Origin of the sequence: Nocardia sp. NPDC050175, assembly GCF_044459885.1 — a bacterium.
Taxonomy (GTDB): domain Bacteria; phylum Actinomycetota; class Actinomycetes; order Mycobacteriales; family Mycobacteriaceae; genus Nocardia.
Genome location: NZ_JBITJI010000001.1, coordinates 664,631 through 689,429, shown reverse-complemented (window position 1 = coordinate 689,429; position 24,799 = coordinate 664,631). Strand labels below are relative to the sequence as shown.

The 24,799-nt window shown below is 65.8% G+C and carries 23 protein-coding genes and 1 riboswitch; of the genes, 17 read left to right on the top strand and 6 right to left on the bottom strand.

Annotated elements, in window-relative coordinates; all coding sequences use genetic code 11:
• The first annotated feature begins 37 nt into the window (after nucleotides 1–37).
• From ACIBK2_RS03125 to ACIBK2_RS03075, 11 genes are all read left to right on the top strand, one after another.
• Nucleotides 38–1,150: an LLM class flavin-dependent oxidoreductase gene (locus tag ACIBK2_RS03125; RefSeq protein WP_396963046.1), complete on the top strand. Its 1,113-nt coding sequence runs from the start codon at nucleotides 38–40 to the stop codon at nucleotides 1,148–1,150.
• Entirely contained in the window at nucleotides 1,147–2,460 is a 1,314-nt protein-coding gene (locus tag ACIBK2_RS03120) for an MFS transporter (protein ID WP_396963044.1), read from the top strand. Before ACIBK2_RS03125 ends, ACIBK2_RS03120 begins: the two co-directional genes overlap by 4 nt.
• Nucleotides 2,457–2,945: a cobalamin B12-binding domain-containing protein gene (locus ACIBK2_RS03115; RefSeq protein ID WP_396963042.1), complete on the top strand. Its 489-nt coding sequence runs from the start codon at nucleotides 2,457–2,459 to the stop codon at nucleotides 2,943–2,945. Before ACIBK2_RS03120 ends, ACIBK2_RS03115 begins: the two co-directional genes overlap by 4 nt.
• Nucleotides 2,945–4,183 (top strand): acetyl-CoA carboxylase biotin carboxylase subunit family protein, encoded by a 1,239-nt coding sequence (locus ACIBK2_RS03110; RefSeq protein WP_396963040.1) that lies wholly within the window; start codon nucleotides 2,945–2,947, stop codon nucleotides 4,181–4,183. Before ACIBK2_RS03115 ends, ACIBK2_RS03110 begins: the two co-directional genes overlap by 1 nt.
• A complete protein-coding gene (locus ACIBK2_RS03105; protein ID WP_396963038.1) occupies nucleotides 4,180–5,667 on the top strand; it encodes a hypothetical protein in 1,488 nt (495 codons plus the stop codon). The genes ACIBK2_RS03110 and ACIBK2_RS03105 overlap by 4 nt, the downstream gene beginning before the upstream one ends.
• 1 nt (nucleotide 5,668) lies before the next feature.
• Nucleotides 5,669–6,916 carry a methylaspartate mutase gene (locus ACIBK2_RS03100; protein ID WP_396963036.1) on the top strand — a complete coding sequence of 416 codons (1,248 nt, stop codon included), beginning with the start codon at nucleotides 5,669–5,671 and terminating at the stop codon, nucleotides 6,914–6,916.
• A complete protein-coding gene (locus ACIBK2_RS03095; RefSeq protein WP_396963034.1) occupies nucleotides 6,913–8,178 on the top strand; it encodes an ATP-grasp domain-containing protein in 1,266 nt (421 codons plus the stop codon). Before ACIBK2_RS03100 ends, ACIBK2_RS03095 begins: the two co-directional genes overlap by 4 nt.
• A gap of 27 nt (nucleotides 8,179–8,205) precedes the next feature.
• Entirely contained in the window at nucleotides 8,206–9,546 is a 1,341-nt protein-coding gene (locus tag ACIBK2_RS03090) for a cation:proton antiporter (protein WP_396963032.1), read from the top strand.
• 94 nt (nucleotides 9,547–9,640) lie between these two features.
• On the top strand, nucleotides 9,641–10,507 hold the full coding sequence (locus ACIBK2_RS03085) for an SAM-dependent methyltransferase (RefSeq protein WP_396963030.1): 867 nt from the start codon (nucleotides 9,641–9,643) through the stop codon (nucleotides 10,505–10,507).
• 51 nt (nucleotides 10,508–10,558) lie between these two features.
• A riboswitch (cobalamin riboswitch) is annotated at nucleotides 10,559–10,693 on the top strand.
• Nucleotides 10,694–10,732: 39 nt separating this feature from the next.
• Entirely contained in the window at nucleotides 10,733–10,948 is a 216-nt protein-coding gene (locus tag ACIBK2_RS03080; protein WP_396963028.1) for a CbtB domain-containing protein, read from the top strand.
• Between the two features lie 30 nt (nucleotides 10,949–10,978).
• Complete coding sequence (locus ACIBK2_RS03075; RefSeq protein WP_396963026.1) at nucleotides 10,979–11,833, top strand: CbtA family protein; 855 nt, start codon at nucleotides 10,979–10,981, stop codon at nucleotides 11,831–11,833.
• Nucleotides 11,834–11,898: 65 nt separating this feature from the next.
• Here ACIBK2_RS03075 and ACIBK2_RS03070 read toward each other — a convergent pair whose 3' ends face one another.
• Entirely contained in the window at nucleotides 11,899–13,020 is a 1,122-nt protein-coding gene (locus ACIBK2_RS03070) for an FAD-dependent oxidoreductase (protein ID WP_396963024.1), read from the bottom strand.
• A gap of 105 nt (nucleotides 13,021–13,125) precedes the next feature.
• On the opposite strand from ACIBK2_RS03070, the gene ACIBK2_RS03065 reads away from it, so the two are divergent.
• The gene (locus ACIBK2_RS03065) at nucleotides 13,126–13,827 is read left to right on the top strand and encodes a TetR/AcrR family transcriptional regulator (protein WP_396963022.1); all 702 of its coding nucleotides are present in this window, start codon (nucleotides 13,126–13,128) and stop codon (nucleotides 13,825–13,827) included.
• 9 nt (nucleotides 13,828–13,836) lie between these two features.
• Here ACIBK2_RS03065 and ACIBK2_RS03060 read toward each other — a convergent pair whose 3' ends face one another.
• Entirely contained in the window at nucleotides 13,837–14,301 is a 465-nt protein-coding gene (locus tag ACIBK2_RS03060) for a winged helix-turn-helix transcriptional regulator (RefSeq protein WP_396963020.1), read from the bottom strand.
• 86 nt (nucleotides 14,302–14,387) lie between these two features.
• On the opposite strand from ACIBK2_RS03060, the gene ACIBK2_RS03055 reads away from it, so the two are divergent.
• Both ACIBK2_RS03055 and ACIBK2_RS03050 read left to right on the top strand, forming a co-directional pair.
• On the top strand, nucleotides 14,388–15,623 hold the full coding sequence (locus ACIBK2_RS03055) for an MFS transporter (protein ID WP_396963018.1): 1,236 nt from the start codon (nucleotides 14,388–14,390) through the stop codon (nucleotides 15,621–15,623).
• Nucleotides 15,624–15,695: 72 nt separating this feature from the next.
• Nucleotides 15,696–15,836, top strand: a complete 141-nt coding sequence (locus tag ACIBK2_RS03050; protein WP_396963016.1) for a hypothetical protein — start codon at nucleotides 15,696–15,698, stop codon at nucleotides 15,834–15,836.
• A 10-nt stretch (nucleotides 15,837–15,846) separates the two neighbouring features.
• Here the strand turns inward: ACIBK2_RS03050 and ACIBK2_RS03045 are convergent, their stop codons facing one another.
• The 3 genes from ACIBK2_RS03045 to ACIBK2_RS03035 form a co-directional block, all read right to left on the bottom strand.
• Nucleotides 15,847–17,961, bottom strand: coding sequence for a prolyl oligopeptidase family serine peptidase (locus tag ACIBK2_RS03045; RefSeq protein ID WP_396963014.1), 2,115 nt, complete (start codon nucleotides 17,959–17,961; stop codon nucleotides 15,847–15,849).
• An 83-nt stretch (nucleotides 17,962–18,044) separates the two neighbouring features.
• A complete protein-coding gene (locus ACIBK2_RS03040) occupies nucleotides 18,045–18,911 on the bottom strand; it encodes a GNAT family N-acetyltransferase (protein WP_396963012.1) in 867 nt (288 codons plus the stop codon).
• 97 nt (nucleotides 18,912–19,008) lie between these two features.
• A complete protein-coding gene (locus ACIBK2_RS03035; RefSeq protein ID WP_396963009.1) occupies nucleotides 19,009–19,872 on the bottom strand; it encodes an MBL fold metallo-hydrolase in 864 nt (287 codons plus the stop codon).
• A gap of 657 nt (nucleotides 19,873–20,529) precedes the next feature.
• Between ACIBK2_RS03035 and ACIBK2_RS03030 the strand changes: the two genes are divergently transcribed.
• From ACIBK2_RS03030 to ACIBK2_RS03020, 3 genes are all read left to right on the top strand, one after another.
• The gene (locus ACIBK2_RS03030) at nucleotides 20,530–21,846 is read left to right on the top strand and encodes a sensor histidine kinase (protein WP_396963007.1); all 1,317 of its coding nucleotides are present in this window, start codon (nucleotides 20,530–20,532) and stop codon (nucleotides 21,844–21,846) included.
• Nucleotides 21,843–23,297, top strand: coding sequence for a cytochrome P450 (locus tag ACIBK2_RS03025; RefSeq protein WP_396963005.1), 1,455 nt, complete (start codon nucleotides 21,843–21,845; stop codon nucleotides 23,295–23,297). Before ACIBK2_RS03030 ends, ACIBK2_RS03025 begins: the two co-directional genes overlap by 4 nt.
• Nucleotides 23,298–23,363: 66 nt before the next feature.
• The gene (locus ACIBK2_RS03020) at nucleotides 23,364–23,903 is read left to right on the top strand and encodes an ester cyclase (protein ID WP_396963003.1); all 540 of its coding nucleotides are present in this window, start codon (nucleotides 23,364–23,366) and stop codon (nucleotides 23,901–23,903) included.
• Between the two features lie 161 nt (nucleotides 23,904–24,064).
• Here the strand turns inward: ACIBK2_RS03020 and ACIBK2_RS03015 are convergent, their stop codons facing one another.
• A complete protein-coding gene (locus ACIBK2_RS03015) occupies nucleotides 24,065–24,619 on the bottom strand; it encodes a TetR/AcrR family transcriptional regulator (protein WP_396963001.1) in 555 nt (184 codons plus the stop codon).
• Nucleotides 24,620–24,799: the final 180 nt, after the last annotated feature.

The window sequence follows — 24,799 nt, the reverse complement described above, 5'->3', positions numbered from 1 at the left end:
GCCTCCGTTGCGATACCGGAAGTGAATCCCGATAACAATGAACTACGACCGTACGAACTTCGCCCCGCTGTCTCATACCCGAAACCCCGATCATGGGGAGTTGCGGTTCCACTGGTGCGCCCCGCTGGACAGCGGGCAGCAGAAGGCGACCGAGAAGTACCGAGTCGGTGAACTCGACTTCGAGGGGATGGTGGACTTCGTACAGGAGGCGGACGCGCTGGGCGTCGACTCCCTGCTGATGGGCATCGCCGACTACATGCCCGATCCGCTGCCGATGATCGGCGCGCTGGTCAGGGAGACCGAGAACGTCACCTTCATCCTCGCCTACCGGCCCGGCCTGCTCTCGCCGACGCTGTTCACCCAGGTGGTGAACACGATCTCCTGGATGTCCGACGGGCGCATCTCGTTGAATCTGGTCGCGGGCATCTCGCCCGCGGAGCAGGCGGGCTACGGCGATTTCGTCGCGCATGACGGACGGTATGCCCGCACTCAGGAATTCCTCGATATCTGCCACCGGTTTTGGAGCGGGCAGTCGCCGCTGTCGTATGAGGGCGAGCATTACGTCATCAAAGAGGCCGCGCTCGGCCTCGGCTACAAGGGCGGTGGTCGGCCCGAGATTTATCTGAGTGGCGCCTCGGAGATCGCGCAGGAGACGGCCGCGATGTACGGCGACTGTTGGCTGCGCTACGGCGATACGCCCGAGGGGATGGGCGCGGCGGCCCGGCCGGTGCTCGACAAGGGCGCTCGGGTCGGCACTCGAATGCATATCCTGGCCAGGGAAACTCGGGAGCAGGCGCTCACCGATCTTGCCGCTATGCAGGAAAACCCCGACGAAAAACATCGGGAGTGGGTCGCGCAGGTCGTGGCCGCCTCCGATTCGGTGGCCGTGAAGACATCGTTCCGGCTGGCCGAGCAGGCCGCCGACGACTGGCTGTCGCCGATGATCTACTCCGGCTTCGTGCCCTATCGCGGCGGACCGGCGCTGTGCGTGGTCGGCAGCTATCAAGAGGTCGCCGACTACCTCTACCAGTACAAGGCGGTCGGGGTCAGCGAATTCATCTTCTCCGGCTGGCCGACTCGCGACGAGATGCGCATCTTCTACACCCATGTGCTGCCGCTCATCCGTGAACACGAGAGACGGCTGGGATGAAGCAACGGGCTGTGCCCAGGCGCGCGGGGACGGCAGCCGGCGGGGCGGGTAAGCGCCCGGGGACGGCAGCCGGCGGGGCGGGTAGGCACAGCGCGCTGTTCGCCACTGGCGTTCTGCTCGGATTGGTTGCCGAACAAGTTGTGCTGTTCGCGGTGCCGCTGTTGATCTTTCACGACACCAAGCAGGTCTCGACCCTCGGTTTCGCGTTCGCATTGGAGTGGTTGCCCGCGCTGATCGCCTACCCGTTCGCGGGTCTGCTCGCGGACCGCGACGGTGGCGCAAGGCTGTTCACCCGGGTCGCGGTGATGCGTGCGGTCATCCTGGTCATCGTCGTGCTGGTCTGCCTCACCCGGCCGGGCTGGATGGTGCCCGCGTTGATGACCGGCGGTGCGTGCCTGTCGGTCTGCGTAGCACCCATCCGGATGTCGATCGAGCGGATGGTGCCGCAGATCGCCCGCGACTCGCAGATCGCCACGGTGCAGTCGCTGGTGCAGAACATGGAATTGCTCGCGATGGCGCTCGGACCCGCCCTGGCGATCCTGGCCGCGGCCTTCCTCGGCAAGCTGTGGCTGCTGCTCGTGGCCGCCGCCGCGTTCGCGATCAGCGCGGTCACCTGGCTGCCGCTGCCCCGACCGAAGGTGCGCGCCGCCGTCGGCTGGGCGGCCCGAGAAGTGTTGGCGGAGTTGGCGATCGGCTGGCAGCTCATGGTGCGCATCCGTCCGGTGCTGCTGCTCGGCATCCTCAACTTCACCATCAACCTGGTGGTCGGCGTGCTGATCGTCTCCAACGCCGCGCTGGTCACCGATGTCTTTCACGCGCCCGACTCCGCGTACGGCCTGCTCAACGCGGCCGTCGGTGTCACCGGGCTGCTGAACCTCCTCCTGATGCCCGCCCTGCTGCGGCGCTTCGGAGTCGAACCTATTGGGGCGATCGGCTTTTGGCTGATGTGCGGCACGGTACTGATAGCCGCCCTCGCACCCTCCTATTTGGTTTATGCCCCCGCTTTTGTCGTGATGCTGGTCGGCGATGCGCTCTACAACATCTACAACCGCACCCAGCGGGTGAAGGTGATTCCCCGCGAGCATCTCGGCAAGGTGATGGGTCCCTTCTATCTGCTCAACCTGTTGTCCTATCCGATCGCGGGCCTGCTGATCGGTGGTCTGGGCGCCGGCATCGGCGCACAACGACTCGCGCTGTGGCTGGGCGGCCTGCTCTGCCTGTTCGGCGCGGTTTTTCTGCCGTTGACGATGGCCAGTTTCCGAAAAGCCTTGCTGGCCCGCGAGAACGCTAACGTTGAGGTCGTGACATGAACGCTGGTTTCCGGTGCGTGCTGTGCACCGTTGAGTCCGATTCCCATCTATGGAACCTGGTCTATCTGCAGAAGCTGCTCGAGGAGCACGGCGCGACGGTGCACAACCTCGGTACTTGTACGCCGGTGCAACACGTGGCCGACGCGATTCGCGCGGACCGGCCCGACCTGCTGGTCGTGTCGAGTGTGAACGGTCACGGCTTCCACGGTGCGCAGGTGCTGCTGTCCGGCCTGCGGGAGCGCGGGCTCGAGGTGCCGTGCGCGATCGGCGGCAAGCTGACCACCGCGGTATCCGACGACGACCGGGTCCGCCGCGAACTGCTCGAACTGGGATACACCGACGTGTTCCTCGGCGACGACGCCATCGAGCGGTTCCGCGGTTTCCTGCGTTTCGGTCTGGCCCAAGGGTTTTCGGCTTGGCGCGCGGATCGGGCGCTCATCAGTCCCTGGGACAGCGAGGACGCGGCAACGCGAGAGGTGTTCTGATGCATATCGTCATCGTCAATCGGTGGCCGCGGTTCTTCGACGGGATCCGCTGGGACAACGAGCTCACTCGCTACGAGGAGTTCGTCGATCACGAGGCCAATCAGGTCAGTTACGTCGTGGACGGTCCCGGAGCCGATGGCGTGCTTGCGGATGCGGCGAAGATCGCCTGCCAGGTGCGGGTCGAGGACGTCAACGACGTGGCGGCGCTCGGTGCGGCCGTTCGGGAGATCATCGAGCGGGTCGGGCCGGTGGACGAGCTGATCGCGCTGTCGGAGTTCACGCTGGAGATCGCGGCCAAAGTTCGTGCAGAACTGGGGATTCCGGGCCCGACCGTCGACGAGGTCGCCGTGTACCGGGACAAAGTTCGGATGAAGCAGGTGCTGGACGAGGCGGGCATCCCGGTGCCCCGGTTCGCCGACTGTTCGAGCGTCGAGCAGGTGCGGGCTTTTGCCGAATCCTGCGGCTATCCACTGATTCTCAAGCCGCTCGGCGGTGCCGCCAGCATCGGGGTGCGGCGGGTGGACAACGCCGCGGAACTGGATGTCGCGCTGTCATCGATCGTGTTGGCGGACTACGAGATCGAGGAGTTCATCGCGGGGCAGATCTACCACGTGGACGGGTTCGCGGACGATGATGCCCGCGTCCCGTTCCAGGCGGTCTCCCGTTACATCAACGACTGTCTGTCCTTCGCGCACGGCACGCCGCTCGGCTCGGTGCTGATGGGGCCTTCACCGCAACGGACACTGATCGAGGACTTCTCGAAGCAGATCATCTCGGCACTCGGCTTGCGCCGCTTGCCCTTTCACCTCGAGGTGTTCATAACCCCCTCGGGTGATCCGGTGTTTCTGGAGATCGGTGGGCGAGTGGGTGGCGCCGAAGTGCCGCACCTGCTCTACCGGGTGTTCGGCGTCAACCTGTACGAGATGTTCCTGCGGGTGCTGTCGGGTGGTCCGGTCCCGCCGGTTCCCGAGGTGGTCGACTCCTCCGGGGGTTGGCTGATCATGCCCAAGTCCGCCGAGCACACCGAACGCGTGCTGCGGGTTTCGTCCATGCGGGACCAGGTGCCGATCGTCTGGCGTGAGCTGCTGCCCGCGCCGGGCGAGGTGCTGGCGCCGGGCGGCGCGTACGACGCGCTGCATCGCGGGCGCTTCATTGTGTTGCACGAGGATGAGCACGTCGTCGAGGCCGGCATCCGAAAGATCATCGAGAACTTCGACTTCGAGGCGGAATCGCTGTGAACACTGGACATGATGCCAAAGACGACCTAGAGCGCTACGAGCAGTTGATCGGCTTCCTTACCACGGACGAGCGCCGCGGGGTGGCGGCGGTCGGCGACAAGCTGATCGAGGACGCGGGCGGACTCACCAAGCTCGCCGACTACAAGGTCATGGTGGCCTACGGCGGCGGCAAGGACAGTACCTATGTCGTGGCCTTCGTGCGGGCCGTGCAGTTGCGTCTGCAACTCGCCTACGGCAGAACGTTTTTGATGCGGGTGGCGAACATGCGGCACGCGGGCGTGGTGAGCGCGGTGATGGAGAACATCGATCGGGTGTACTCGGCGCTGGGTCTGCTCGATGACGATCGGGCCGAGTTGCTCACCATCGATCACACCGAGATCCGCCGCTTTCGGGTCGATTTGCCGCTGCCGGACAAGCTGGTGGCGATCAACCGGCTCGACGTGTTGATGAACGGGCACCGCTCGGCCGGTGATGGACGACCCACCTTCTGCAACAGCTGCAACCTGGCGGTCGCCGACTTCTACGGTCGGGCCGCCTGGTGGCGTGGTGGTGTCGACGCGATCATGACCGGCGACTCCCGACGGGAACAGGCGCTCTATGCCGCGTGGATTCTGCGGCTGGCCAAGGGGATCGGCATCGACGTCCAGCGCAAGGGGATGACGTTCCAGGACCTGCTTGCCGCGTTGCGTGGTGTCGGCGACGCGTATTTCCGTGAGCTGTTCGGTGATGACGAGCACGAGCCCGCCGAACGCGAAGTGGCCGTTGGTGATCGGTCGGTGCAGCCCACCTTCGTTTCCATCTATGACCTGGTCAGCTATCGCGTGCACGATCATTGGGATCTGATCGTCGATTTCCTCGGCTTCCGGTTCGATGATCTGGCGTTCAGTTTCACCGAATCCGATTGCGCCAACCCGACTCTCATGGCGCACCTGCGCGGGCTCCGCGTCGAGTACGTCGAGGGTCGAACCTATCAGGCCGGGATCTCCGAGTATCTGGAGTTCGCCGAGACGATGATGCGCCGGAAGGAGATGCCGGACAGCCTCATCGCGCTCGCCCTCGGTCGCTACGAAACGCCGGAGAAGGTCGTCAAACAGCGTGACGTGGCGGCCACCTACGCCGAGAACGCGTTTGGGCTGGGCGAGGATGAGTTGGTCGCGATGGTCTTCTCGCCGTTCACCAATGAAGGTGCGCGACTGGCGGAATTCGTCGAACGGTGCCATCCCGAGCGGGTCGACGAGGTGCCGGCTTTGCACGCCGCGTTGCGTGGCGAGCCAGGGAGCGACAGCGCGGCCGGGTGGCTGGCGGAGGTGTCCGGACTGTCCATCACGCACCTGCGCACGCTGTATCGCAGTGCGCTGGTTGACTTCGCGGCCGGTGACACGGTGATGGCGAGGGTGCGCGCGGGCGATCCGCACAAATCCCAGGTGCACACCGTCGACGCGCGCTCGGGATTGCCGACGCTCGAGCTGATCTCGGGTCGGTGACGTGGCTGGGTTCTTCGACAGTTTCGTGGCGGACCGCGCCGCCGCCGGGCAGTTGGTGGTCCAGCCGCGGATGGGCATGGGCAGCTTGTCGGCGATGCGGTCCGGTCTCGCCCGGGTGGCCCACCTGGATTTTCCGGTGATCGGCACGCTCACGCTCGACAGCTACACCCGGGTCGGCGATTACCAGAGCCCACTGGAACGCCTCGCCGCAGGGGAGGAGCTGAACGGTTATCCGCTTGTCTCCCACTCGATCGAGGAGACCAAGAAGGTGCTCGCCGACCTGTACGGGCCGACGTTCCCGGTCCAGGTGCGACACGGTACTGCGTTGCCGCTGCGGGTCTTTCAGCGGTTGGTCGAGGTCGGCCTGGACGCGACGGAAGGTGGGCCGGTCTCGTACTGCCTGCCCTACAGCAGGCTGCCGCTGCGCGATGCGATCGAGGCGTGGGCGGAGAGCACCAGGTTTCTCGCCGACGCGGCTGAGTTCGGGCACATCGAGAGCTTCGGCGGCTGCATGCTCGGCCAGCTGTGTCCCCCGTCGCTGTTGGTGGCGATGGGGATTCTGGAGGGGTGTTTCTTCCGGCAGCACGGCCTGCGGTACATGTCGTTCAGTTACGCGCAAGGGACACTGGCCGAACAGGATCGGGGCGCGTTGCGGGCGTTGCGGACCCTGGCCGCCGAGTATCTGGGCGATGTGACCTGGCATGTCGTGTTCTACACGTACATGGGCCTTTTCCCGAGGACACCCGACGGCGCGACTCGACTGATCCGCGACAGTGCCCGGCTGGCCATGGCGACCGGGTGTGAACGGATGATCGTGAAGACGGTGTCGGAGGCGTGGCAGATTCCGTCTGTCGCGGAAAACATTGCGGCGCTGCGTATTGCGTCAGTAGAGGCGGACGGGCCACTGGATCCGGCGTCGCCGGCCGAGGCGCAGTACTTCGGTGAGGTGCTCGATGAGGCGCGGACCCTCATCGATACGGTGCTCAACCTCGACGCGGACGTCGGGGTGGCGCTACTGCAGGCCTTCACCGAAGGGCTGCTCGACGTCCCGTTCTGTCTGCACACCGACAACTTCGGGGCCACCACCTCCGTTATCGATGAGCAGGGCGCGCTGCGTTGGGGGAAATTGGGCCGACTTCCGTTGCCCGCCGGTGCCGGTCGCGAGGATCTTGCGCGGCTCGGCTCCGACGCGCTCTACGGGATGCTCGACCACGTGGCGAATAGTTATGACAGCAGGCTGATTCCATGACCGAACCAATGAGAGATGCCATGCCCGAGGATGATTCGTCCATTGTCGTACTGGTGGATGCGTTTTCCACGGGAGCGCTGCTCGCGCAGCAGGCGCGGCACCAGCACCGGCTGATCCATGTCCAGTCTCGTTCCCATCTGCCCGCGACCTTCTCCGCGAGCCTGCCCGCCGAGTTGTTCGCCGAGGACCTTTCCTACGCGGACCAGGCCGACGACGTCCTGCGCAGGCTTGGCGAACTGGGACCGGTCGCGGTCATCGCGGGCAGCGAATACGGCGTCGAGGTGGCCGACGAGATCGCCGCGAAACTTGGCCTGCGCGGTAATGATCCGGCGCTCTCGCACGTGCGGCGGGACAAGTTCTACATGCTGGAAGCGGTGGCCGGTGCCGGGCTGCGGACCGCACGGCAGCGGCGCGGCAGCGATGCGGCGCGGCTGTTGGAATGGCGGCGGGCTGAGGGGCTCGGGCGGGTGGTGGTCAAGCCGCTCGACAGTGCGGGATCCGATGACGTGTTCATCAGCGACTCCGAGGCGGAGGTTCAGGCCGCGGTCCAGGCGATCATCGGTAAGACGAACCTGATGCTGCGAACCAATGCGGCGGTGCTGGCGCAGGAGTACCTGGTCGGGGACGAGTTCATCGTCAATTCGGTCAGCCGGGACGGCAAGCACTGGTTCACCGACGCGTGGATCAGCCACAAGGTGACCGTGCGGGACAACCGTCGGATCTATGACTGCGAAGACCTGCTGTCGCAGGACGATCCGCGCTTCACCGACATCATCGACTACGTTTCGGGTGTGCTCGACGCGCTCGGCATCGCGAACGGGCCCGCGCACACCGAATTGATCTATACCGCAGCGGGTCCCGTGCTGCTGGAGACCGGGGCACGGCTCTCGGGGCTGGCCGATCCACGAGCGCTCGATCGCGGCACGGGCGTGAATCAGGTCGACCTGACGATGGACTGCTACCTCGGTGAGGGACGCGCGCTGGCGGCGCAGCCGTCGGTGTATTCGCGGCGGGAGCAGGCGCGCTGCGTGAATCTCATTGCCCACCGGGAGGTTCCGCTGCCTGCCCAGGCGTTGCGGGCGGAGCTCGAACGGCTGCCCGCTATCGAGAGTGTTCGGTTCCGGATCGCCGATCAGGCGATGACCAGGCCGACGGTCGATCTCAATTCGTCGCCGGGCGTGGTGTTTCTCGTGCATCAGGACGCCGCCGAGATCGAACGGTCGTACCGGACGCTGCGGCGGCTGGAGCACGAGCTCTTGTAGGCGCCGCCGGACAGACAGAGAGCATCGATGACGAATACGCAGCTGGGTCAAATCCTTCTCGCCATCCTGTTACTCCTGCTGGGGGCCAACCTGCTCGGTCAGCTGTTCCGCCGACTGCGTCAGCCCAAGGTCGTCGGCGAGATCCTGGCCGGAATTCTGGTCGGCCCAACGGTTCTCGGGAAGATCGCGCCCGGCTTCGCGGCTGAGATGTTCGGCGGCGACAAGGGTGATCCCAGCGCGGTGGTGCTCGGGTTCCTGTACAACCTCGGCCTGTTGATGCTGATGTTCGTGTCGGGCTGCGCCGCAAAGCACCTGTTGGGCAGGCAGAATCGCACGGCCACCGCGTGGATTCTGGGGATCGGCACGCCGCTGCCGTTCCTCATCGCCCTCTTTGCCGCGCCGCTGCTGCCGCTCGAGGATCTCACCGGTACCGCGGGGAGTGAGCAGGCCGTCGTGCTCGTCTTCGCGGCCGCCACGGCGGTGACCTCGATCCCGGTCATCACCAAGATCTTCTACGACCTCGGCATCCTGCACACCCGATTCGCCAGCCTGCAGCTGGGATCCGCTGTGCTGGAGGATATTGCGCTGTGGGGAGTGCTCTCCGTCGCCACCGCGATCGCGGGCGCCGCCCTCGGCGCGACCGGCGACGAGCTGACCGCGACCATCGGCGGGCACATCGCGGTCAACGCCGCCTACGTGATCGTCGCGCTCACCGTCATGCCTGCCGTGCTGCGCAAGCTGTCGCGGGCCGAATGGAATGTGGTGGCGCGCAATTCGCCTGTCGCGTGGATGCTCATCGTCTTCCTGGGTTATGTCTCACTGGCCGCCGCCCTTGACGTGACGCTGGCATTCGCCGCGTTGCTGGCCGGCTTCGGCGTGATGGGCGGCATGAAAGGCACTGAGCAGGAACGGTTCCGGGACCCGATGCAGTCCATCAGCGATGTCTCAGGGCACTTCTTCGTTCCGCTGTACTTCGCCATCGTCGGCTACCGGCTCGACCTTTCCAAGACGTTCGACCCACTCATGCTCGTGGGGTTCCTGGTCGGCACGTCGCTGGTGGTGTTCCTGTCCGTGGGGCTCGGCGCCAAGCTGGCCGGGATGAGCCGCCTCGACATCGTCAATCTCGCCATCACCCAGAATGCCCGCGGCGGGCCGGGCATCGTGATGGCCTCGGTGGCCTTCGACGCGGGCATCATCAACGCCATTTTCTACACAACCCTGGTACTCACCGCCGTGCTCACCTCCCAGGCCTGCGGCTGCTGGCTCGACTACGTCCTGCGCAAAGGATTGCCGCTGCTGTCCGGCGCCGACCTACGCCGCCGGGGCATCGAGCCAGCGCCCGAGGAACTGTCGCCGCAGCGGGGGTAACTCGACGCATTTTGGTCGCGCGCACGGCTGATGAGTCTCACGTGGTCGGAGGTGTGGGTTCGGGTGGAGTGGTTAACTCGTTAGGGAGACTTCGGTGTCGAGTGCGGAGGGTGTCATGGCGGAGGCGAACGGGATGACCGATCTGAAGCAGGGGCAGCCGCACAGCGCCCGTATTTATGACTATTTCTTGGGCGGCAAGGACAACTATGCGGCCGACCGGTTGGCTGCCGACAAGATCGAGCAGGCCATTCCCAATGTTCGACTGGTCGCGCGGGAGAATCGCGAGTTCATGCGTCGCGCGGTCGGCTACCTCGGCGAACAGGGCATCCGCCAGTTCGTCGATATCGGCACCGGCATCCCCACCGAACCCAATCTGCATCAGGTGGCCCAGGAGACGGCTTGCGATGCGCGGGTGGTGTATGTCGACAACGATCCGCTCGTGCTCGCCCATGCCCGCGCGCTGCTCATCGGGACGCCGGAGGGGCGAACTCGGTACATCGAGGCCGATGTCACCGAACCGGCGAAAATCCTTGGGGCGCCGCAACTTCGCGAGACCATCGACTTCGCCGAGCCGGTCGCGCTGAGTCTGATCGCGTTGTGCCACTTCGTGCCCGGCGAGCAGATGTACGAGATCATCGATACGTTGCTGGAACCGCTTGCGCCAGGCTCGTTTCTGGTGATGACGCACCTCACCGCCGACCTCGATCCCGAGGCGGTCCAGGGCACGGTGCGCGCCTACGAGGCGAGCGGTATCAGGATGGAAGCACGCACGTATGACGGGGTAGCCCGCTTCTTTTCGGGTTTGCAACTGATCGAACCGGGCATCGTGCCGATCGGCCGGTGGTACCCGGACGGCACCGCGCCGGATTCGACCGCCGTTGTCCCGCTGCCTGTCACGGATTTCGGCGCCGCGCCGAAACCGCCCGCTGCCGGATATGCCGCGGTCGGGCGTAAGCAATAAGGCGTTTCGGAACACGCTCGGGTAACGGCACTCGGCGATCCTTGACCGGTCGTTTCGGCCGCTTCTAGAGTTGACGTCTGCTGGGTATGAGGAATCTGGTGTAAATCCAGAGCGGTCGCGCCGCTGTGAACATGCTGTGAATAGCGGTGTGTGAGTCAGAAACTCGGCTCGGCAGGAGTTTTTATTCTGGACGTAGGGACGCGTAATCCCTGGAAGGAGTCCCTCATGGCCACTTATGTTCCGCATGCCGGTGTGACGGTTCGTCCGCTCAGTGCCTCGGTGTCGAGCACGCTCTGGTTGGTCGGCACGGTGCTCGGGGCACTGCTGATCTACTACTTCATCGGTATCGATCAGGGGGCGGTGTCGATTTTCGGCAGCGATACCCACGTCCACGAATTCGTGCACGACGCACGGCATTTCCTCGGCTTCCCGTGCCATTGAGTCGGCTCGGCCGGAGCGAGTGGTAGCGGTATGGAGAAGCAGATAATCGGTCGCGGCCTGCTGGCGGGCGCGATCGGTGGGTTGTTGGCGTTCGTGTTCGCGCGGATCTTCGCGGAGCCGGTGATCCAGCGGGCGATCGACTACGAAAGCGGTAGGGACGAGGCGCAGGAGGCGTTGGACAAGGCCGCTGGCCACCCGATGGGGGACATGGGCGCGGAGGTGTTCACTCGGTCGGTGCAATCCAATGTCGGGATCGGCCTAGGGATGATCCTGTTCGGTGTCGCCATGGGTGGACTGTTCGCGGTGGTCTTCGCGCTCAGCGTCGGCCGGGTCGGCAAGGTTTCGGCGCGTAACCTGGCGCTGCTGCTGGCCGGGGCGTTCTTCGCGGCGGTGTATCTGGTGCCGTTCCTGAAGTATCCGGCGAATCCGCCCTCGATCGGACACTCGGACACGATCAAGGACCGGACGGCGTTGTATCTGACGATGGTGGTGTTGTCGTCGCTGTTCCTGATCGGGGCGGTGCTGTTGGGTCGGAGACTGGCGGCACGCCTTGGTAATTGGACTGCTAGCCTGGTCGCGGCAGTTGCCTTCGTGGTGGCGATCGGTATCGTGATGCTGCTTTTGCCACAGCTGGGGCATCTTTCGGCGAATACCGCCGAGTTCGGCAGGCAAGCAACGGAAACGCCGCAGCCGCTGCGGGATTCGTCGGGTGCGATCGTCTATCCGGGATTCCCGGCCGATGATCTCTATCTGTTCCGGCTGTATTCGATTGGTGCGCAGGCGATCCTGTGGCTGGCCATCGGGCTGGTCTTCGCGACGTTGAGCGGGAAACTGTTCGAGCCGACGCGTAGATCAGCTGCTGCGGAAGCAGGTATCGCCAAATAGGAAGCGCCACAACGGCGTTGTGATTCTCGCCGGATCGGTGTTGATGCGCCGATCCGGCGGGTTTACTAGTGCCCGGTGAACATGGTGACCAGGCTGTGTGGTGCGTTGTCGCCGGACATGATCTCGTGCAGTTCGGCGCCGTCGAGGGCGATTTCGGCGCTGCGGGGGAACATGGCGAGCTCGTATTCGGTGATCGCGGCCTCGATGTCGTCGGGGTGGGCGGCGAGGGCTTTGCCGAGTTCGGCGCCGTCGAGCATCGCCAGGTTGGCGCCTTCGCCGTTCGGGGGCGCGAGGTGGGCGGCGTCGCCGACCAGGGTTACGCCGGGCACTCGGTCCCATTGGTGGTCGATCGGCAGGGTGTAGTGGGGGCGGAAGACCGGTGCGGTGTCGGCTTCGGTAATCAGTGCGGTGAGTTCTGGTGCCCAGCCGTCGAATTCGTGGACGATGCGCGCCCTGGTTGCGGCGGCATCGGTGAAATCGATTGCGGCGAACCAGTCCAGCGATCTGGTCAGCGACACATAGGTGTGCAGGGTGTCGCCACTTTCGCGGTGCGCCTGGATCCCCTTGCCCGGTGCGGGCGCGATCAGTGACCCTCCGCCGACTGCTTTCGCGGCGGCGGGGTGGCGGGTGTCGGCGTCATACAGGTAGGTCTCGATGTAGGAGATGCCGGTGTATTCGGGTGTGGCAGTGGACAATAGGGGCCGGACCTTTGACCACGCGCCGTCGGCGCCGACCAGCAGGCTCGTCGTGATGGTGCTGCCGTCGGTGAAGGTGACCTCGTGGCGGCCTTCGCCGAGTGCACGGGTACCGCTGACCTTGTGCCCCCATTGGATGGTGCTGGCGGGGAGCGAGTCGATCAGCATCTGTCGCATCTCGCCGCGCTGCACCTCGGGGCGGCCGCCGGTGCCGTCGTCGGGTTGGTCGAACAGGATGGATCCGTCGCGGTCGAGGACCCGTATCGCCTGACGGCCTTCCAAGATGAGGGTGCGGAACTCGTCCGACAGCCCGGCCGCTTCGATGGCGAGCTGTCCGTTGTAGTCGTGGATGTCGAGCATGCCGCCCTGCGCACGGGCCGTTGGTGAGGGCTCTGCCTCGTAGACCGTGACCGGGATGCCGTTGACCTGCAGGACGCTGGCGAGGGTGAGTCCGCCGAGTCCGGCGCCGATGATCGTGACTGGAGTGGGCATGGTGGGCTCCTTCGGGATCGAGGCCGGTGCGGTCCGGCGGCTATGGAATGCCGTTCCAATCTAACACAGGTTGGAACGGCGCTCCAGGCGTGCCAAGATGGCGGTATGGCATCGCGGGCGGGCAAGGAGAAGCGGCGGACGGACGCGCTGTCCCGGGAGCGGATCGTCGAGGCGGCCGTCGAGCTGCTCGACACGACCGGCGAGGGTGGGCTGACATTCCGGGCGCTGACCGAGCGTCTTGCCACCGGGCCGGGGGCGATCTACTGGCATGTGGCGAACAAGGGGGAGTTGCTCGCCGCCGCGACCGACGTCGTTGTCGCCGCGGCGCTGGCCGTCGAACCCGTCGAGTCCGCGGCTTCCCCGCAGGATGAGATCCGTGCTGTCGCGCTCGGACTGTTCGACGCGATCGACGAACACTCGTGGCTCGCCACGCAGCTCGCCGTGCAGTTCTCCCGCAGTCCATCGGGGTCGGTAGCGCCGCGGATCATCGAAAGCATCGGGCGACGGGTCCAAGCGCTCGGTGTCCCCGAGGGCAGCTGGTTCACCGCGACCTCGGCACTGGTGCACTACATCCTCGGCGCGACCAGTCAGTACGTCACGAACAGTCACGTTCTGGAGGCCGAATTGGATCGCGGCGAGTTCCTCGGCGACGTAGCGAAGGCGTGGGAGGAGCTCGACCCCGCCGACTATCCGTTCACCCGTGCGGTCGCGGGCCAGATGCGCGAACACGACGACCGGGAGCAGTTCCTCATCGGGATCGATCTCGTGCTCACCGGCATCGCCGGTCTCCACCGGACCAAGGGGTAGGCGTTCCGGTCACCGAGATGACTTGGGCACCTTGCGAACTCGGGTGGTCGCCGCGGTGACGCGGTTGCCCTCGTGGTCCTCGGTGCGTAGGCGGGCGACGGGTCGGCCGTCGTGGTCGACGAGGGTCGAGTGGGGTTCGTTGCCGGTGAAGGCGTGGCGTTCGCCCCATTGGCGCAAGGCCACGACAGTGGTGAAGAGGTCTTGGCCTGCGTCGGTGAGTTCGTAGCTGTGTCGCTTGCCGCCGGGGGCGGTGCTGGTGGTGAGGATGCCGTGGTCGACGAGCTTGCGCAGGCGGTCGGTGAGGATGTTGCGGGCTATGCCGAGGCGCTGCTGGAAGTCGGTGAAGGTCGCGGCGCCGTCCATGGCGTCGCGCACGATCAGCAGGCTCCAGCGGTCGCCGACGAGGTCGACGGTTCGCGCGACCGGGCAGGTGGGGTCGGTCCAGTCGCGGCCGGTGCCGGGTGTCGTGGTCATGCGCCTCCGTTCAATCAGTTGCACTTTGAAACCATTATGCCCTATCGTCAAATGGTTGCATTTTGCTACTAATTTCGGGAGGTGTTGTGGCCGTAGGAGTCACAAGGTCGCAGCGGTGGGTGCTGGCGCTGGTGTGCGCGGTGGCCGTGTCGACGATCTACGCGATCCAGCCGGTGTTGGAGACGGCGGGCACCGGGTTGGGGTTGGCGCGCGAATCGTTGGGCTGGCTGGTTGCTGCTGGGCAGGTTGGTTACTTTGTCGGTCTCGTCTTGCTGGTTCCGCTCGGTGACGTGCTGAATCGTCGTCGGCTCATCACTGTGCATCTGGTACTTACTGCCGTGGGGGCGGCGGTCGTGGCGGTTGCGCCTAACGGTGTCGTCGCGGTGGTGGGGCTGGCGGTCGCGGGTCTGTTCGCGGTAGTGGTTCAGGTGACGGTCGCCTATGTCGCCGCCGTTTCCGCACCAAGCGAGCGGGGTCGCAATATCGGTGCGGTCACCTCCGGTGTGGTGATCGGCATCCTCGGTGTCCGTGTTCTTGCGGGCGTCCTCGGTGACACGGTCGGCTGGCGTGCCGTGTACGCGCTGCTCGCCGTGTTGTGTGTGGTGCTGGCGTTCATCGTTCGCGCGACGCTCGACTCGGACGGCAGAACGCCCGGGGCGCGGTACGTACAGGTTTTGGCATCGATGGGGCGGCTCGTGCGCACGGATCGGCTCTTCCTCAGCCGAGGGCTGATCACCTTCTTCCTCTTCGCGTCCTTCGGAACCCTCTGGAGCGGGCTCGCCCTGCCGCTCGGCACCGATCCATGGAACTTCGGCACCACACAGATCGGCCTGTTCGGAGTGGTGGGCTTGGCCGGAGCGCTCGGTGCCGCCCGCGCGGGACGATGGGCCGATTCCGGCCGCGCGCAAGTGATTACGGGTTCCGCGCTGGTGTTGCTCACTGCCTCCTGGTCACTCATCGCCCGAACCGAATCAACCCTGTTGCCGCTCATCATCGGCATCGTCCTGCTCGACTTCGCCGTCCAGGCGGTACACGTCAGCAGCCAGCACCTGCTGACCGCAGCGCACCCGAACCGAGCCAGCAGCGTGATCGGCGCCTACATGGCCTTCTACTCCCTCGGATCAGCCCTCGGCGCGATCACCACCACCTGGGCCTACAGCACGTGGGGTTGGTCGGCCACCTGCTGGCTCGGTGCCGCCTACTCCCTCTCCGCACTGGTCTTGTGGGGACTGGCCCAGGTCACCGGCATCACCCGGCACCCTGCTGCGAGTTCGCCTGAGCCCCAACCGAAGTCGCGAGAAGCGGCAACGCTGCAATGCTGATCAGGGCTGAACAGCGCGAGCTGTCCCGGTGCGTCGCGCCGGTCGGCGCAATGGGCAAGACAGGCTGTCGTGGTGTTGTATGTGCTCGCGCTGGTCGCTGTTGTGGTTGGCGTGGATGTCCTGTTCTTCAGGCATCAGTTTTGGGCGCGGCTGATTGTGAACGTCGGAATCGTGTTGGTGTTCGCGGCGTTCTATTTGCGGTTTCCGAAATAGGTCTGCTCGGCTAGGAGAGAGAGCGTCGCAGGAATTCCAGTTGGAGGAGGAGTAGGTTTTCGGCGACCGACTCCTGGGGGGTCATGTGGGTGACGCCGGACAGGGGGAGCACTTCGTGTGGGCGGCCGGCGGCCAGTAGAGCCGAGGACAGGCGGAGGGAGTGGGCTACTACCACGTTGTCGTCGGCGAAGCCGTGGATGATCATCATCGGGCGGTGTGGGTCGGCTGCGTCGACCAGGCCTGCGTCGTCGATGAGTGAGTTGCGTCGATAGATTTCTGGCTGCTCGTCCGGGTGGCCGAGGTAGCGTTCCATGTAGTGGGTGTCGTAGAGGCGCAGGTCGATGACCGGCGCGCCCACCACGGCTGCGTGGAAGACGTCCGGGCGGCGGAGGGCTGCGAGCGCCGCGAGGTAACCGCCGAAGGACCAGCCGCGGATGGCGACTCGGTTCAGGTCGAGGGGGAAGTCGTCGGCGAGCGCCTGCAATGCGTCCACTTGGTCTTCGAGGACGACTTCCGCGAGGTCGTCGCGGATTTCTTTCTCCCAGGCGGGGGAGCGGCCGGGGGTGCCGCGGCCGTCGGCGACCACGACGGCGAAACCGTGGTCGGCGAACCACTGTGAGGTGAGATGCGGATTGTGCGCGGCGAGTACTCGCGGGCCGTGTGGTCCGCCGTAGGGATCCATGAGGACAGGGAGTGGGGTCGTGCCGTCGTAATCATGAGGGAGGAGGACGGCGCACGGGATGCGCCGTTTGCCTGCCTCGGTCAGGGTTACCCGTGGGGACAGGCCGGGATCGGCTGCGTACGAGGCGATCGTCGCCACCTGCGTCCCGTCGCGAAGCACCTGCACATCGGCGCCCGGACGGTCGAGCGTGGCGGATACCAGCACGGTGACGCTCCCGGCACGCACCGCCGAGTGCACGCCCGGCTCCTGCGAAACACGTTCCAGGCCAAGCTCGTTGACGCGATAGACGTGAACCTCGCCGGTTTCGGGCGCATCAGCCTCGGCGCCGGCCGACGCGGTGATCAGCACGTCGGCCGACCCGACGTCGAGTACCGCGCGGAGGTGCAACTGAGGACCGGTCAGCGCGCGTTCACCGACCGCGAGGACCCGTGCGTCGCCCTCGTCGGCAATCCGTACGAGCTGTCCTGCGGAGTTCCAGCAGGGCACGCCGGGGAAAAGATCGAGCCACACCGGATCTTCGTCGGTGTACACGGTCCGGGTCACGCCCGTCTCCGGCGACACCGCCAAGTACAGCTGGCTGCGCTGATCGCGTGCCTGTACGAGCAGCAGCGGAGCACCGGCAGCTGACCAATGCACCTGCGCGAGGTACGGATAACGCGCCCGGTCCCAGACGACCTCCGTGCGCGCCCCGTCCAGGCCGATCACGAACAGCTGTACATCCGCGTTGTCGGTGCCCGCCGCCGGGTAGGCGACCTGTCGTGGGGCATCCGCCGGCCGGGCCGGGTCCGCGATCCACCAGCGCTGTACCGGTGTGTCGTCCACGCGCGCGACCAGCAGCCGCTGCGAGTCCGGCGACCACCAGAAGCCTCGATAGCGGCTCATCTCCTCCGCCGCAATGAACTCGGCGAGACCGTAGGTGATGTTGGCCGACTCCGGCTCGGCGAGCGCGCGCTCGTCCTTGCCCTCGACACTCACGACCCGCAGCGCACCGTGCGCGACATAGGCGACGTGCCGACCGTCCGGGGATGGGCGTGGGTCGATCGCCGATCCGGCGGCCGGGAGTTCACGTGCCGTGCCAGCCTTCAGGTCGGCCACGAACAACCGGCCTGACAAAGCGAAAGCCGCCAAGTCCACGGCTGTGTCGGTGGCGTAGCCGACGATGCCTTCGCCGCCCTCGCGGCTGCGTTCGCGACGCGCGAGCTCTTCGGGCGGCAGGTCCTCGGTCGCGCCGCCCAGCAGGACGCGCGGATCGGCCGCCACTCGCTCCTCGCCCAGCGCCAGATCGAGGATCCACAGGGAGCTGGCCCGGTCCGTACCCGAGGTGGAGCGCAGGAATGCGACGCGCGTGCCGTCGGGTGCGACGGTGAAAGCACGCGGTGCGCCGAGCGTAAATCGCTGGGTGCGCGCACTTAGACGGGGGAAGGAGTCGGGCGTCGTCGACATGTCCCCGACCCTACTGGCCCTGCCGGAGGTACTTCCAACCGCACGGGAATTCTTCTGTCGGTGAGTGTTTCGGCGGAATCAAATCAGGCGCCCCGGCAGCGATCCCGGGTTTCGGGGAGTTGCTGAAAGCCGGCCGACTTGTACGTGGCGACGGCGCCGATATTGGCGCTCGGGGTGCCGACTAGCGCGCTCGACGCGCCGAGTTGCCGGAGTGCGGCCGCCGCGGCGAGGGTGATGGCCTTGCCGTAGCCGTGACCGCGATGTGCTCGATGCACGCCCATCGGCTCGAGCAATCCGGGCTTGTCCGGGCCGGCCGACCACACCGTTACCGCGGCCACCGCGTTGGCCTGATCGTCGTAGGCGACCAAACACCGGGCGTCGGCATAGGGCAATCCGGTCGCCATCGCGTGCCAGCGGTCGTCGGTGAACGTCGACCTGTCGAACGAGGCACGATGTACGGCGGTCCGCGTGTGCGCTTGCGCTGGCCCGATCACCTCGATTCGCACGCCTGGATCCGGCACCGGCTCCGCGAGGTCGCGGCGCAGCGGCGTCCACGCCTCACCGGTTTTCCAGCCGTGCTCGGACAACAAGTCTTGGACCAACGCGTCCATCGGCGTTTCGATGCACACCTTCCCGGTCATCAGTACGCCACGCTCAGCGTCGGTCACGTCCGCAACCAGCCGCTGTGCCAGCTCCTCGTCTCGCCGAACGTCTGGAGCGATCGTCAGCCGCAACAACTCAGGCCCATCCAGCAGTCCGACGGCGAGAAGCTGTCCGTCCCGGCTCCAGGTCCGGACCGCCGCGGCGGTCGCCTCCGCCCCGAAGCGCCAGAACCAGCCCAGATCGCCTGGATGCAGTTGCATCGGCGCGCCGTCGTACTGCCATTCCCGCAGTACGAGCACAGCGGCCCTCAGTCCGTCGACTCCTGGCGTGCTCAACACGATCGGCATACCTGTGATCACACACCACGCGCCGACCGTCCGCACTTGGTTCTCAGCGTGTGTCGCGTCGTTACGCGGTGCCCGAACTACTCGGCCGAGTGGCCGATCATGCAGGGGTGGCGGCCTTTTCCCGGGCGAACACTCTTCGCACGGACACTCGCAAGGCGTCGGGGTTGACGCGGTCGGGGTAGCGGGCGAGCATCGCATCGACGAGTTCGGCTGGGTCGCTGGCTTTGTCGAGCAGCAGGTCGAAATCGGTTATGTAGGAGCGCGTTTCGCCGATTGCCTGTGGTGAGTCCGGCGCGCCGGGTGCTTTGTGACCGGCGACCACTCGCCTCGGATGCAGGGCTTCGACCTGGTCGACTGCCGCGATCCATTGTTGCCGTGAGGCTTTGCTGGTTTGGGCGAGGTATTGGTGCACACCGTTGTAGATGATGTCGCCCGCGACGACGAGGTCGAGCGAGGGGACGTGCAGGAAGGTGGTGTCGTGGGTATCGCTGTAGCCTGCCTCGACGGCGCGTAGTTCGTGGCCTTCGAGGTCGATCACTCCGTCGGTCAGGGGCTGGGCCACCTGGAGGTCTTTCGGGAGTTGGCCGGGGAAGGTCGATCCCCAAAAGGATTGGAAGAACTCGGGTTCCAGCTCTTGGTGCATGTGCGCGATGGTGCCTGGGGTGGCGACGGCGCGGGCGCCGGGGAACCGCTGTAGCAGTGGCGTCATGCCGAAGAAGTGGTCGCCGTGGCCGTGGGTGAGGTAAATGGTGGTGAGGTTCTTTCCCGAAGCCTCGATCCAGTCGCCCAGGTCTCGGGCTTGATCCTCGGTCAGGAAGGCGTCGACGAGAACCGCGTCGCGCGTACCAGAAATCAACGTGGCCGACATGGGCGACCAGATCGACTTCTGGCCGGGGACGCCGGTCTCCGCCGGGATCGTCGGAGTAACGAAAACCTCTGCTGTCAAAGCGCTTTCAGACATGATCGAGCTCCTGTTCAGAAGTGGGGTCGATATCTCATCTCCGCGCGGCTGACCTGTTTCGATCTGTTCGCGACCTTCTCCTCTTCGGCCAGAGAGCCATGAGCCCGAAGTAGGTCGGATCGTTTGGTACAACTCCAGTCTATTGTCCCAATCGGTGGGTTCAATGTGTCGTGCGTCACTCGGAAACGGCTCAGTTCTACGCGCCCGGCCCTGGTCCCTACAAGCTGACGCCCGGTACGTCAATCGAAATCTTGGAGAAGCTATCCGCAGGGGAATTTCTTTACCAAATTTAAATGTCTTACCTCTTGCAATGTCCGCGATTCGGGATTTCGGTCAGTTGTCCAACTGTGATCTGATGGATAAATCGTTAACTGGCGGCGAATCGAACCCGTGGATCCGTGTGAAGCGCTCGTCAACGTGCGATAACATGACGAAGTTGGGCGTGTTCTCCCTGTTCGAGTGCACATCACGCCACCACCGTGGCACTGCAAGCGGTGTGGCGAAATTCATAGACAATAGCTATTGCCGCATTTTGGACATTGTTCTTTAATTAGGCAGCTACGGTCAGGCAAATAACATTGCATGCGGTTTTCATTTATCAAGTCTGCTCCGCATGCGCCCCTGGAGAGCGGTGCAGAAATGCAAAACTTGTCACAGATGTTGAAGTCGTCGAACGGCGAGTTCGAGGAGTACGCCAGGGCTGCGCGCGCGCTGTATCCGGCGGCGTTGGTGTGCGCTCTCGTGAGCATGGTTGTCGTAGTGGCCGCCGTGGCCACCGCGCCTGCGGCATTCCGGGTCCCGCTCGCGCTGGGCGCCACCGTGGTCTCGATAGTGCTGTGCGTCGCGGTGGCCGCTGCTGTGCACTACCGGCAGGCCGCCGCATCGTCGGCCACCGATGCGGCCGTCCGAATCGAGGCCGCGAACGCGGCTGCGGCCGGGTGGGCGCGGGAGTCGGCGGATAGTGAGGGCCGCCGGGTCGCGGCGATGGCCGCGTTCGCGGTCGTGGCGGGCCGCCTGCAGGCGATGACCACCGGCATGCTGGCGGAGCTGCGCGCGATGGAGGACCGGCACGACGATTCGCGTGTGCTTGCCGACCTGTTTCAGCTGGATCATCGCTCCGCGCAGGCGGGCAGGCTCGCCGACAGTCTCGCCGTGCTGAGCGGGGGTCGGTCAGGGCGTCGGTGGCCCAACCCGATTTCCGTCGAGTCGATCGTGCGTGGCGCCATGGGGCGCGTGGCGGGTTATCAGCGGGTTCGGCTGCGGACCGCGATCGATATCGCGATCGCCGGCCATGCGGCGGAGGGCGTGATGCACACCGTCGCCGAACTTCTCGACAATGCCTGCAACTTCTCCCCGCCCACCACCGAGGTCCAGGTGTATACGGCCGAGATTCCCGCCGGGCTGGTGATCACTATCGAGGACAGTGGATTGGTCATGAGCGAATCGGCGCTGCGGCGGGCCGAGCTGCTCGTATCAGGTTCGGACCCGGGGGACAGCAGGCACGGTGCCACCTCCGATCATTCCTCGTTGATCGGCACCCGGCTCGGTCTCGCGGTGGTGGGATCGCTGGTCCGCAAGCACGGACTCACCGTGTCGTTTCGCCCCTCCGCCATCGGTGGGACGGCAGCGGTTGTGCTGGTGCCGCGGGATCTGACCACCCCGGTGAATGGCTCGCCCGCGTCGATTCCCGCGGCCACCGCACGGGAGTCGCTGCCGTCGGTCATCCGGCCGCACGCGACTGCGCCGGAAGACGCACCAGACGTCACCGATTCGAGGCAGCCGCAACAGCGGGGGCGCACGCTGGTCGGGCTCCGGCCCGTATCCCCGGACGGCATGTCGATCCATGGGGCTTGGGCCCCCCGCCCGCGCGTGCCGGTCGGTCTCGAAACCGACAGCGCCCCTTCGTCTTCCGCGATGAACGACGACTACCTCGGGTCCTCGCCGCACGCCGGAAACGGGGAGGTGTCCCAATGACCGAACACGCGATCGGCACGGCCTTCGGGCCGTACGAAGACGAGCGTCCGCACGGCCGAGAGGTGAGCCGGACCGCCCGCGACGATGTCCAACGCGATGCCGCTGTGCAGCACCGGCCGTCGCGGGCTGATGACAGCACCGAACCCAGCGGTTGCCCGGTTCGCCCGGAGTCGACACTGGTGTCGTTGAGTGACAACGGTTTCCGCGCCGACCCGCACGAGCTGTATCGGACGATGCGCCACGAGCACGGGCCGGTGGTCGCCGTCGAACTGCCAGGCGGTGTTCCGGCGTGGCTGGTCATCGGCTACCTCGAATTGCATCAGGTCACCGGCGATCCCGTGTTGTTTCCCCGGGACAGCAGACTGTGGAACCAGCGGGCGAACATCCCCGCGGGGTGGCCGCTGCTTCCGATGATCGACCACCCGAATCCGTCCATTACGTCTACCGTGGGTGCGATTCATCGCAGTCGGGTCGCGATGGTGGAGCCCGCGCTGGAGTCGGTCGACCTCGTCGCCTTGCGGCGCACCTGCGAGCACCTGGCCGACCACCTCATCGATACCTTCTGCGGAAGGGGCACAGCCGATCTCGTCGCCGACTTCGCCGAACCGCTGCCGATGTCGGCGCTGGCCTGGCTCTTCGGCTTCACCGAGGAGGATGGGGCGCAGTTCATCGAGATGTTGAAGGCGCTGACCGACGGCGGTCCCGACGCGGGGTCGGTATACCCGCGCCTCGCCGAGCGGATGCAGCAGTTGCTCGCTGCCAAAAGAGCCAGGCCCGGTGCCGATCTGGTGTCGCGGATGCTGACCTATCCCGCGTCGTTCACCGATGCGGAATGTGCGCTGGATTTGCTGGCGGTCGTCGCCGCCGGGTATCTGCCGACCGTCGACTGGATCGGGAACTCGATCCGGCTGATGCGCACCGACGAGCGATTTGCCGGGGCACTCGGCGGCGGGCGGCACAGCGTGGAGCACGCGATGAACGAGGTGCTGTGGGAAGACACTCCGATCCAAATCTTCCCGGGTCGCTGGGCGGCTAGCGACACCAGGCTCGGCGACAAGGACATCCGAGCAGGGGACATGCTGCTGCTCGGATTGGCCGCCGCCAACGCCGACCCACACGTCGGCAGGCAGCTCACCGAGAACAGCGCAGCGGCCGGCACCGGAAACAGCGCACACTTCGCTTTCGGCCACGGGGAGTACCGGTGCCCGTTCGCGGCCCAGCAGATTGCCGAGATCATTGCGCAGACCGGCATCGAAGTGCTCCTGGACCGGCTGCCCGATCTCGATCTTGCCGTGCCCGCGGCGAACCTGGTCCGGCGTCCGTCGCCCTTTCTACGCGGAATCACGTCCCTGCCCGTCCGTTTCACACCCGTTCGCACGACCGGAACTCCCCCGTTGGCGGGCAATGCGCACACACCGGACCTCTGGCGATCGACCAACCTGCAGTATTAAACGAAGCGTTCGTTGCGGGCGATAGATAGTGGAGACAAGTTGCCTGTATTCGATTGCGAGGTCCTCATGGACAGCACTTCCCTGGCCGCGGCCGATATCGCGCGCACTGTGGCCATCCGCTCGGTGGAGATCATGGCCGACGGTGAGCTCGCCGATTTCGACGCGATAATCCACCCGGCGGCGACCAATCGGGAGGCCAAGGCCGAGCCGCCTGCCGCCCGGGGGCGCGGGGCCGCCGCGTATTACGCGACGGCGCTGTGGTTGCGCGCGGCGTACGCGGATCTGCACCACACGGTCGAGGCCGCGGTGGTGGACGGTGAACTGGTCGCGCTGCACACCACGATGCACGGGCGTCACGTCGGGCCGTTCGTGGCGTACGGCGAGGACGGGCAGGTGGATCAGGTGTTTCCGCCGACCGGTAAGACTTTCGCTGTCACACAGTCGCATTGGTTGCGGATCGTGGACGGCAAGGTGATCGAGCACTGGGCCAACCGGGACGATCTCGGGCAGGCGATGCAGTTGGGGTGGGTGCCGCCGACCCCGATCTATCTGCTGCGGATGGCGCGGGCCAAGCGTAAGGCTCAGCGGGAGAACGGGACTCGCTAGTCGAGGACGACGGCGTCGTTGAGGCCGGAGTTTCAGTGGTCGGTGCGCCGGTGGACTGTGGGGGCGAATGGCTCGGGCTCAGCCTGCGCTACTTCCTGGTGCACGGCCATCGACCCGTTGCGGCTGCCCCTCGACCCGGATCCGATGCGGCACGGGCGATATCAGATCCTTTGTGCCGCAGAATCTTCCGTAGCGTCCATGGGGTGCCAGCCGATGGTTGCGAAGGCGATACGCAGCATCGCGGCTTTGATTTCCTGACGTCGGCCGGGGTGCAGCCTGCACTCGACGCAGCCTGCCTGGAATGCGGCCAACGCCATGCTGATCAGCTCAGGTGCGGGGATGGCGCCGGGGGGTGCGGGGATCAGCGAGACCATCACGCCGGCGACCGTCGCGTTCGTCGGTGAGTGCAGCCCGGCACCGTGATAGACGAGTAGCGAGTCGCCTGCCGCGATGCCCCAGTCCAGGTAGGCGTCGATGGCTGCGGCGACCTTGTCGGGTAGATCGTCGTGCTTGCCGACGGCCCGTTCGATCCGCGCACGCAGTTGCTGGTTGCCGTCGGCGACGAGCTCATCCAAGGCGGCAGTGCTGTTGGGGAAGTACTTGTAGAAGGTTGGCTTCGAGACATCCGCGGTGTGCGCGATCCGCTCGGCGGTTAGTCCGGACTGGCCGTGGGTGGCGTACACCGATGCGGTGGCGTCGAGGAGTTTCCGGCGCATCTGCTCGCGCTGACCGGCCGATTTCGGCGGTCGGCCGCGTTTGCTAAGAAGTGGCCCATTGACATCCATCTATAAAAGTTTACATTTACGTAGTCGGAAACAAAAGTATCGAAGCCGGCCGCGGAGACGTTCCTCGACACGCCTGAGCGCGCCCAGGACGTCAACCGTCCGACCAGTACC

What these genes read in the sequence shown, in the direction of transcription:
- ACIBK2_RS03125 (WP_396963046.1), top strand. Translation starts at nt 38, where the DNA reads ATGAACTACGACCGTACGAACTTCGCCCCGCTGTCTCATACCCGAAAC.
- ACIBK2_RS03120 (WP_396963044.1), top strand. Translation starts at nt 1,147, where the DNA reads ATGAAGCAACGGGCTGTGCCCAGGCGCGCGGGGACGGCAGCCGGCGGG.
- ACIBK2_RS03115 (WP_396963042.1), top strand. Translation starts at nt 2,457, where the DNA reads ATGAACGCTGGTTTCCGGTGCGTGCTGTGCACCGTTGAGTCCGATTCC.
- ACIBK2_RS03110 (WP_396963040.1), top strand. Translation starts at nt 2,945, where the DNA reads ATGCATATCGTCATCGTCAATCGGTGGCCGCGGTTCTTCGACGGGATC.
- ACIBK2_RS03095 (WP_396963034.1), top strand. Translation starts at nt 6,913, where the DNA reads ATGACCGAACCAATGAGAGATGCCATGCCCGAGGATGATTCGTCCATT.
- ACIBK2_RS03090 (WP_396963032.1), top strand. Translation starts at nt 8,206, where the DNA reads ATGACGAATACGCAGCTGGGTCAAATCCTTCTCGCCATCCTGTTACTC.
- ACIBK2_RS03080 (WP_396963028.1), top strand. Translation starts at nt 10,733, where the DNA reads ATGGCCACTTATGTTCCGCATGCCGGTGTGACGGTTCGTCCGCTCAGT.
- ACIBK2_RS03075 (WP_396963026.1), top strand. Translation starts at nt 10,979, where the DNA reads ATGGAGAAGCAGATAATCGGTCGCGGCCTGCTGGCGGGCGCGATCGGT.
- ACIBK2_RS03070 (WP_396963024.1), bottom strand. Translation starts at nt 13,020, where the DNA reads ATGCCCACTCCAGTCACGATCATCGGCGCCGGACTCGGCGGACTCACC.
- ACIBK2_RS03065 (WP_396963022.1), top strand. Translation starts at nt 13,126, where the DNA reads ATGGCATCGCGGGCGGGCAAGGAGAAGCGGCGGACGGACGCGCTGTCC.
- ACIBK2_RS03060 (WP_396963020.1), bottom strand. Translation starts at nt 14,301, where the DNA reads ATGACCACGACACCCGGCACCGGCCGCGACTGGACCGACCCCACCTGC.
- ACIBK2_RS03045 (WP_396963014.1), bottom strand. Translation starts at nt 17,961, where the DNA reads ATGTCGACGACGCCCGACTCCTTCCCCCGTCTAAGTGCGCGCACCCAG.
- ACIBK2_RS03040 (WP_396963012.1), bottom strand. Translation starts at nt 18,911, where the DNA reads ATGCCGATCGTGTTGAGCACGCCAGGAGTCGACGGACTGAGGGCCGCT.
- ACIBK2_RS03035 (WP_396963009.1), bottom strand. Translation starts at nt 19,872, where the DNA reads ATGTCTGAAAGCGCTTTGACAGCAGAGGTTTTCGTTACTCCGACGATC.
- ACIBK2_RS03030 (WP_396963007.1), top strand. Translation starts at nt 20,530, where the DNA reads ATGTTGAAGTCGTCGAACGGCGAGTTCGAGGAGTACGCCAGGGCTGCG.
- ACIBK2_RS03025 (WP_396963005.1), top strand. Translation starts at nt 21,843, where the DNA reads ATGACCGAACACGCGATCGGCACGGCCTTCGGGCCGTACGAAGACGAG.
- ACIBK2_RS03020 (WP_396963003.1), top strand. Translation starts at nt 23,364, where the DNA reads ATGGACAGCACTTCCCTGGCCGCGGCCGATATCGCGCGCACTGTGGCC.
- ACIBK2_RS03015 (WP_396963001.1), bottom strand. Translation starts at nt 24,619, where the DNA reads ATGCGCCGGAAACTCCTCGACGCCACCGCATCGGTGTACGCCACCCAC.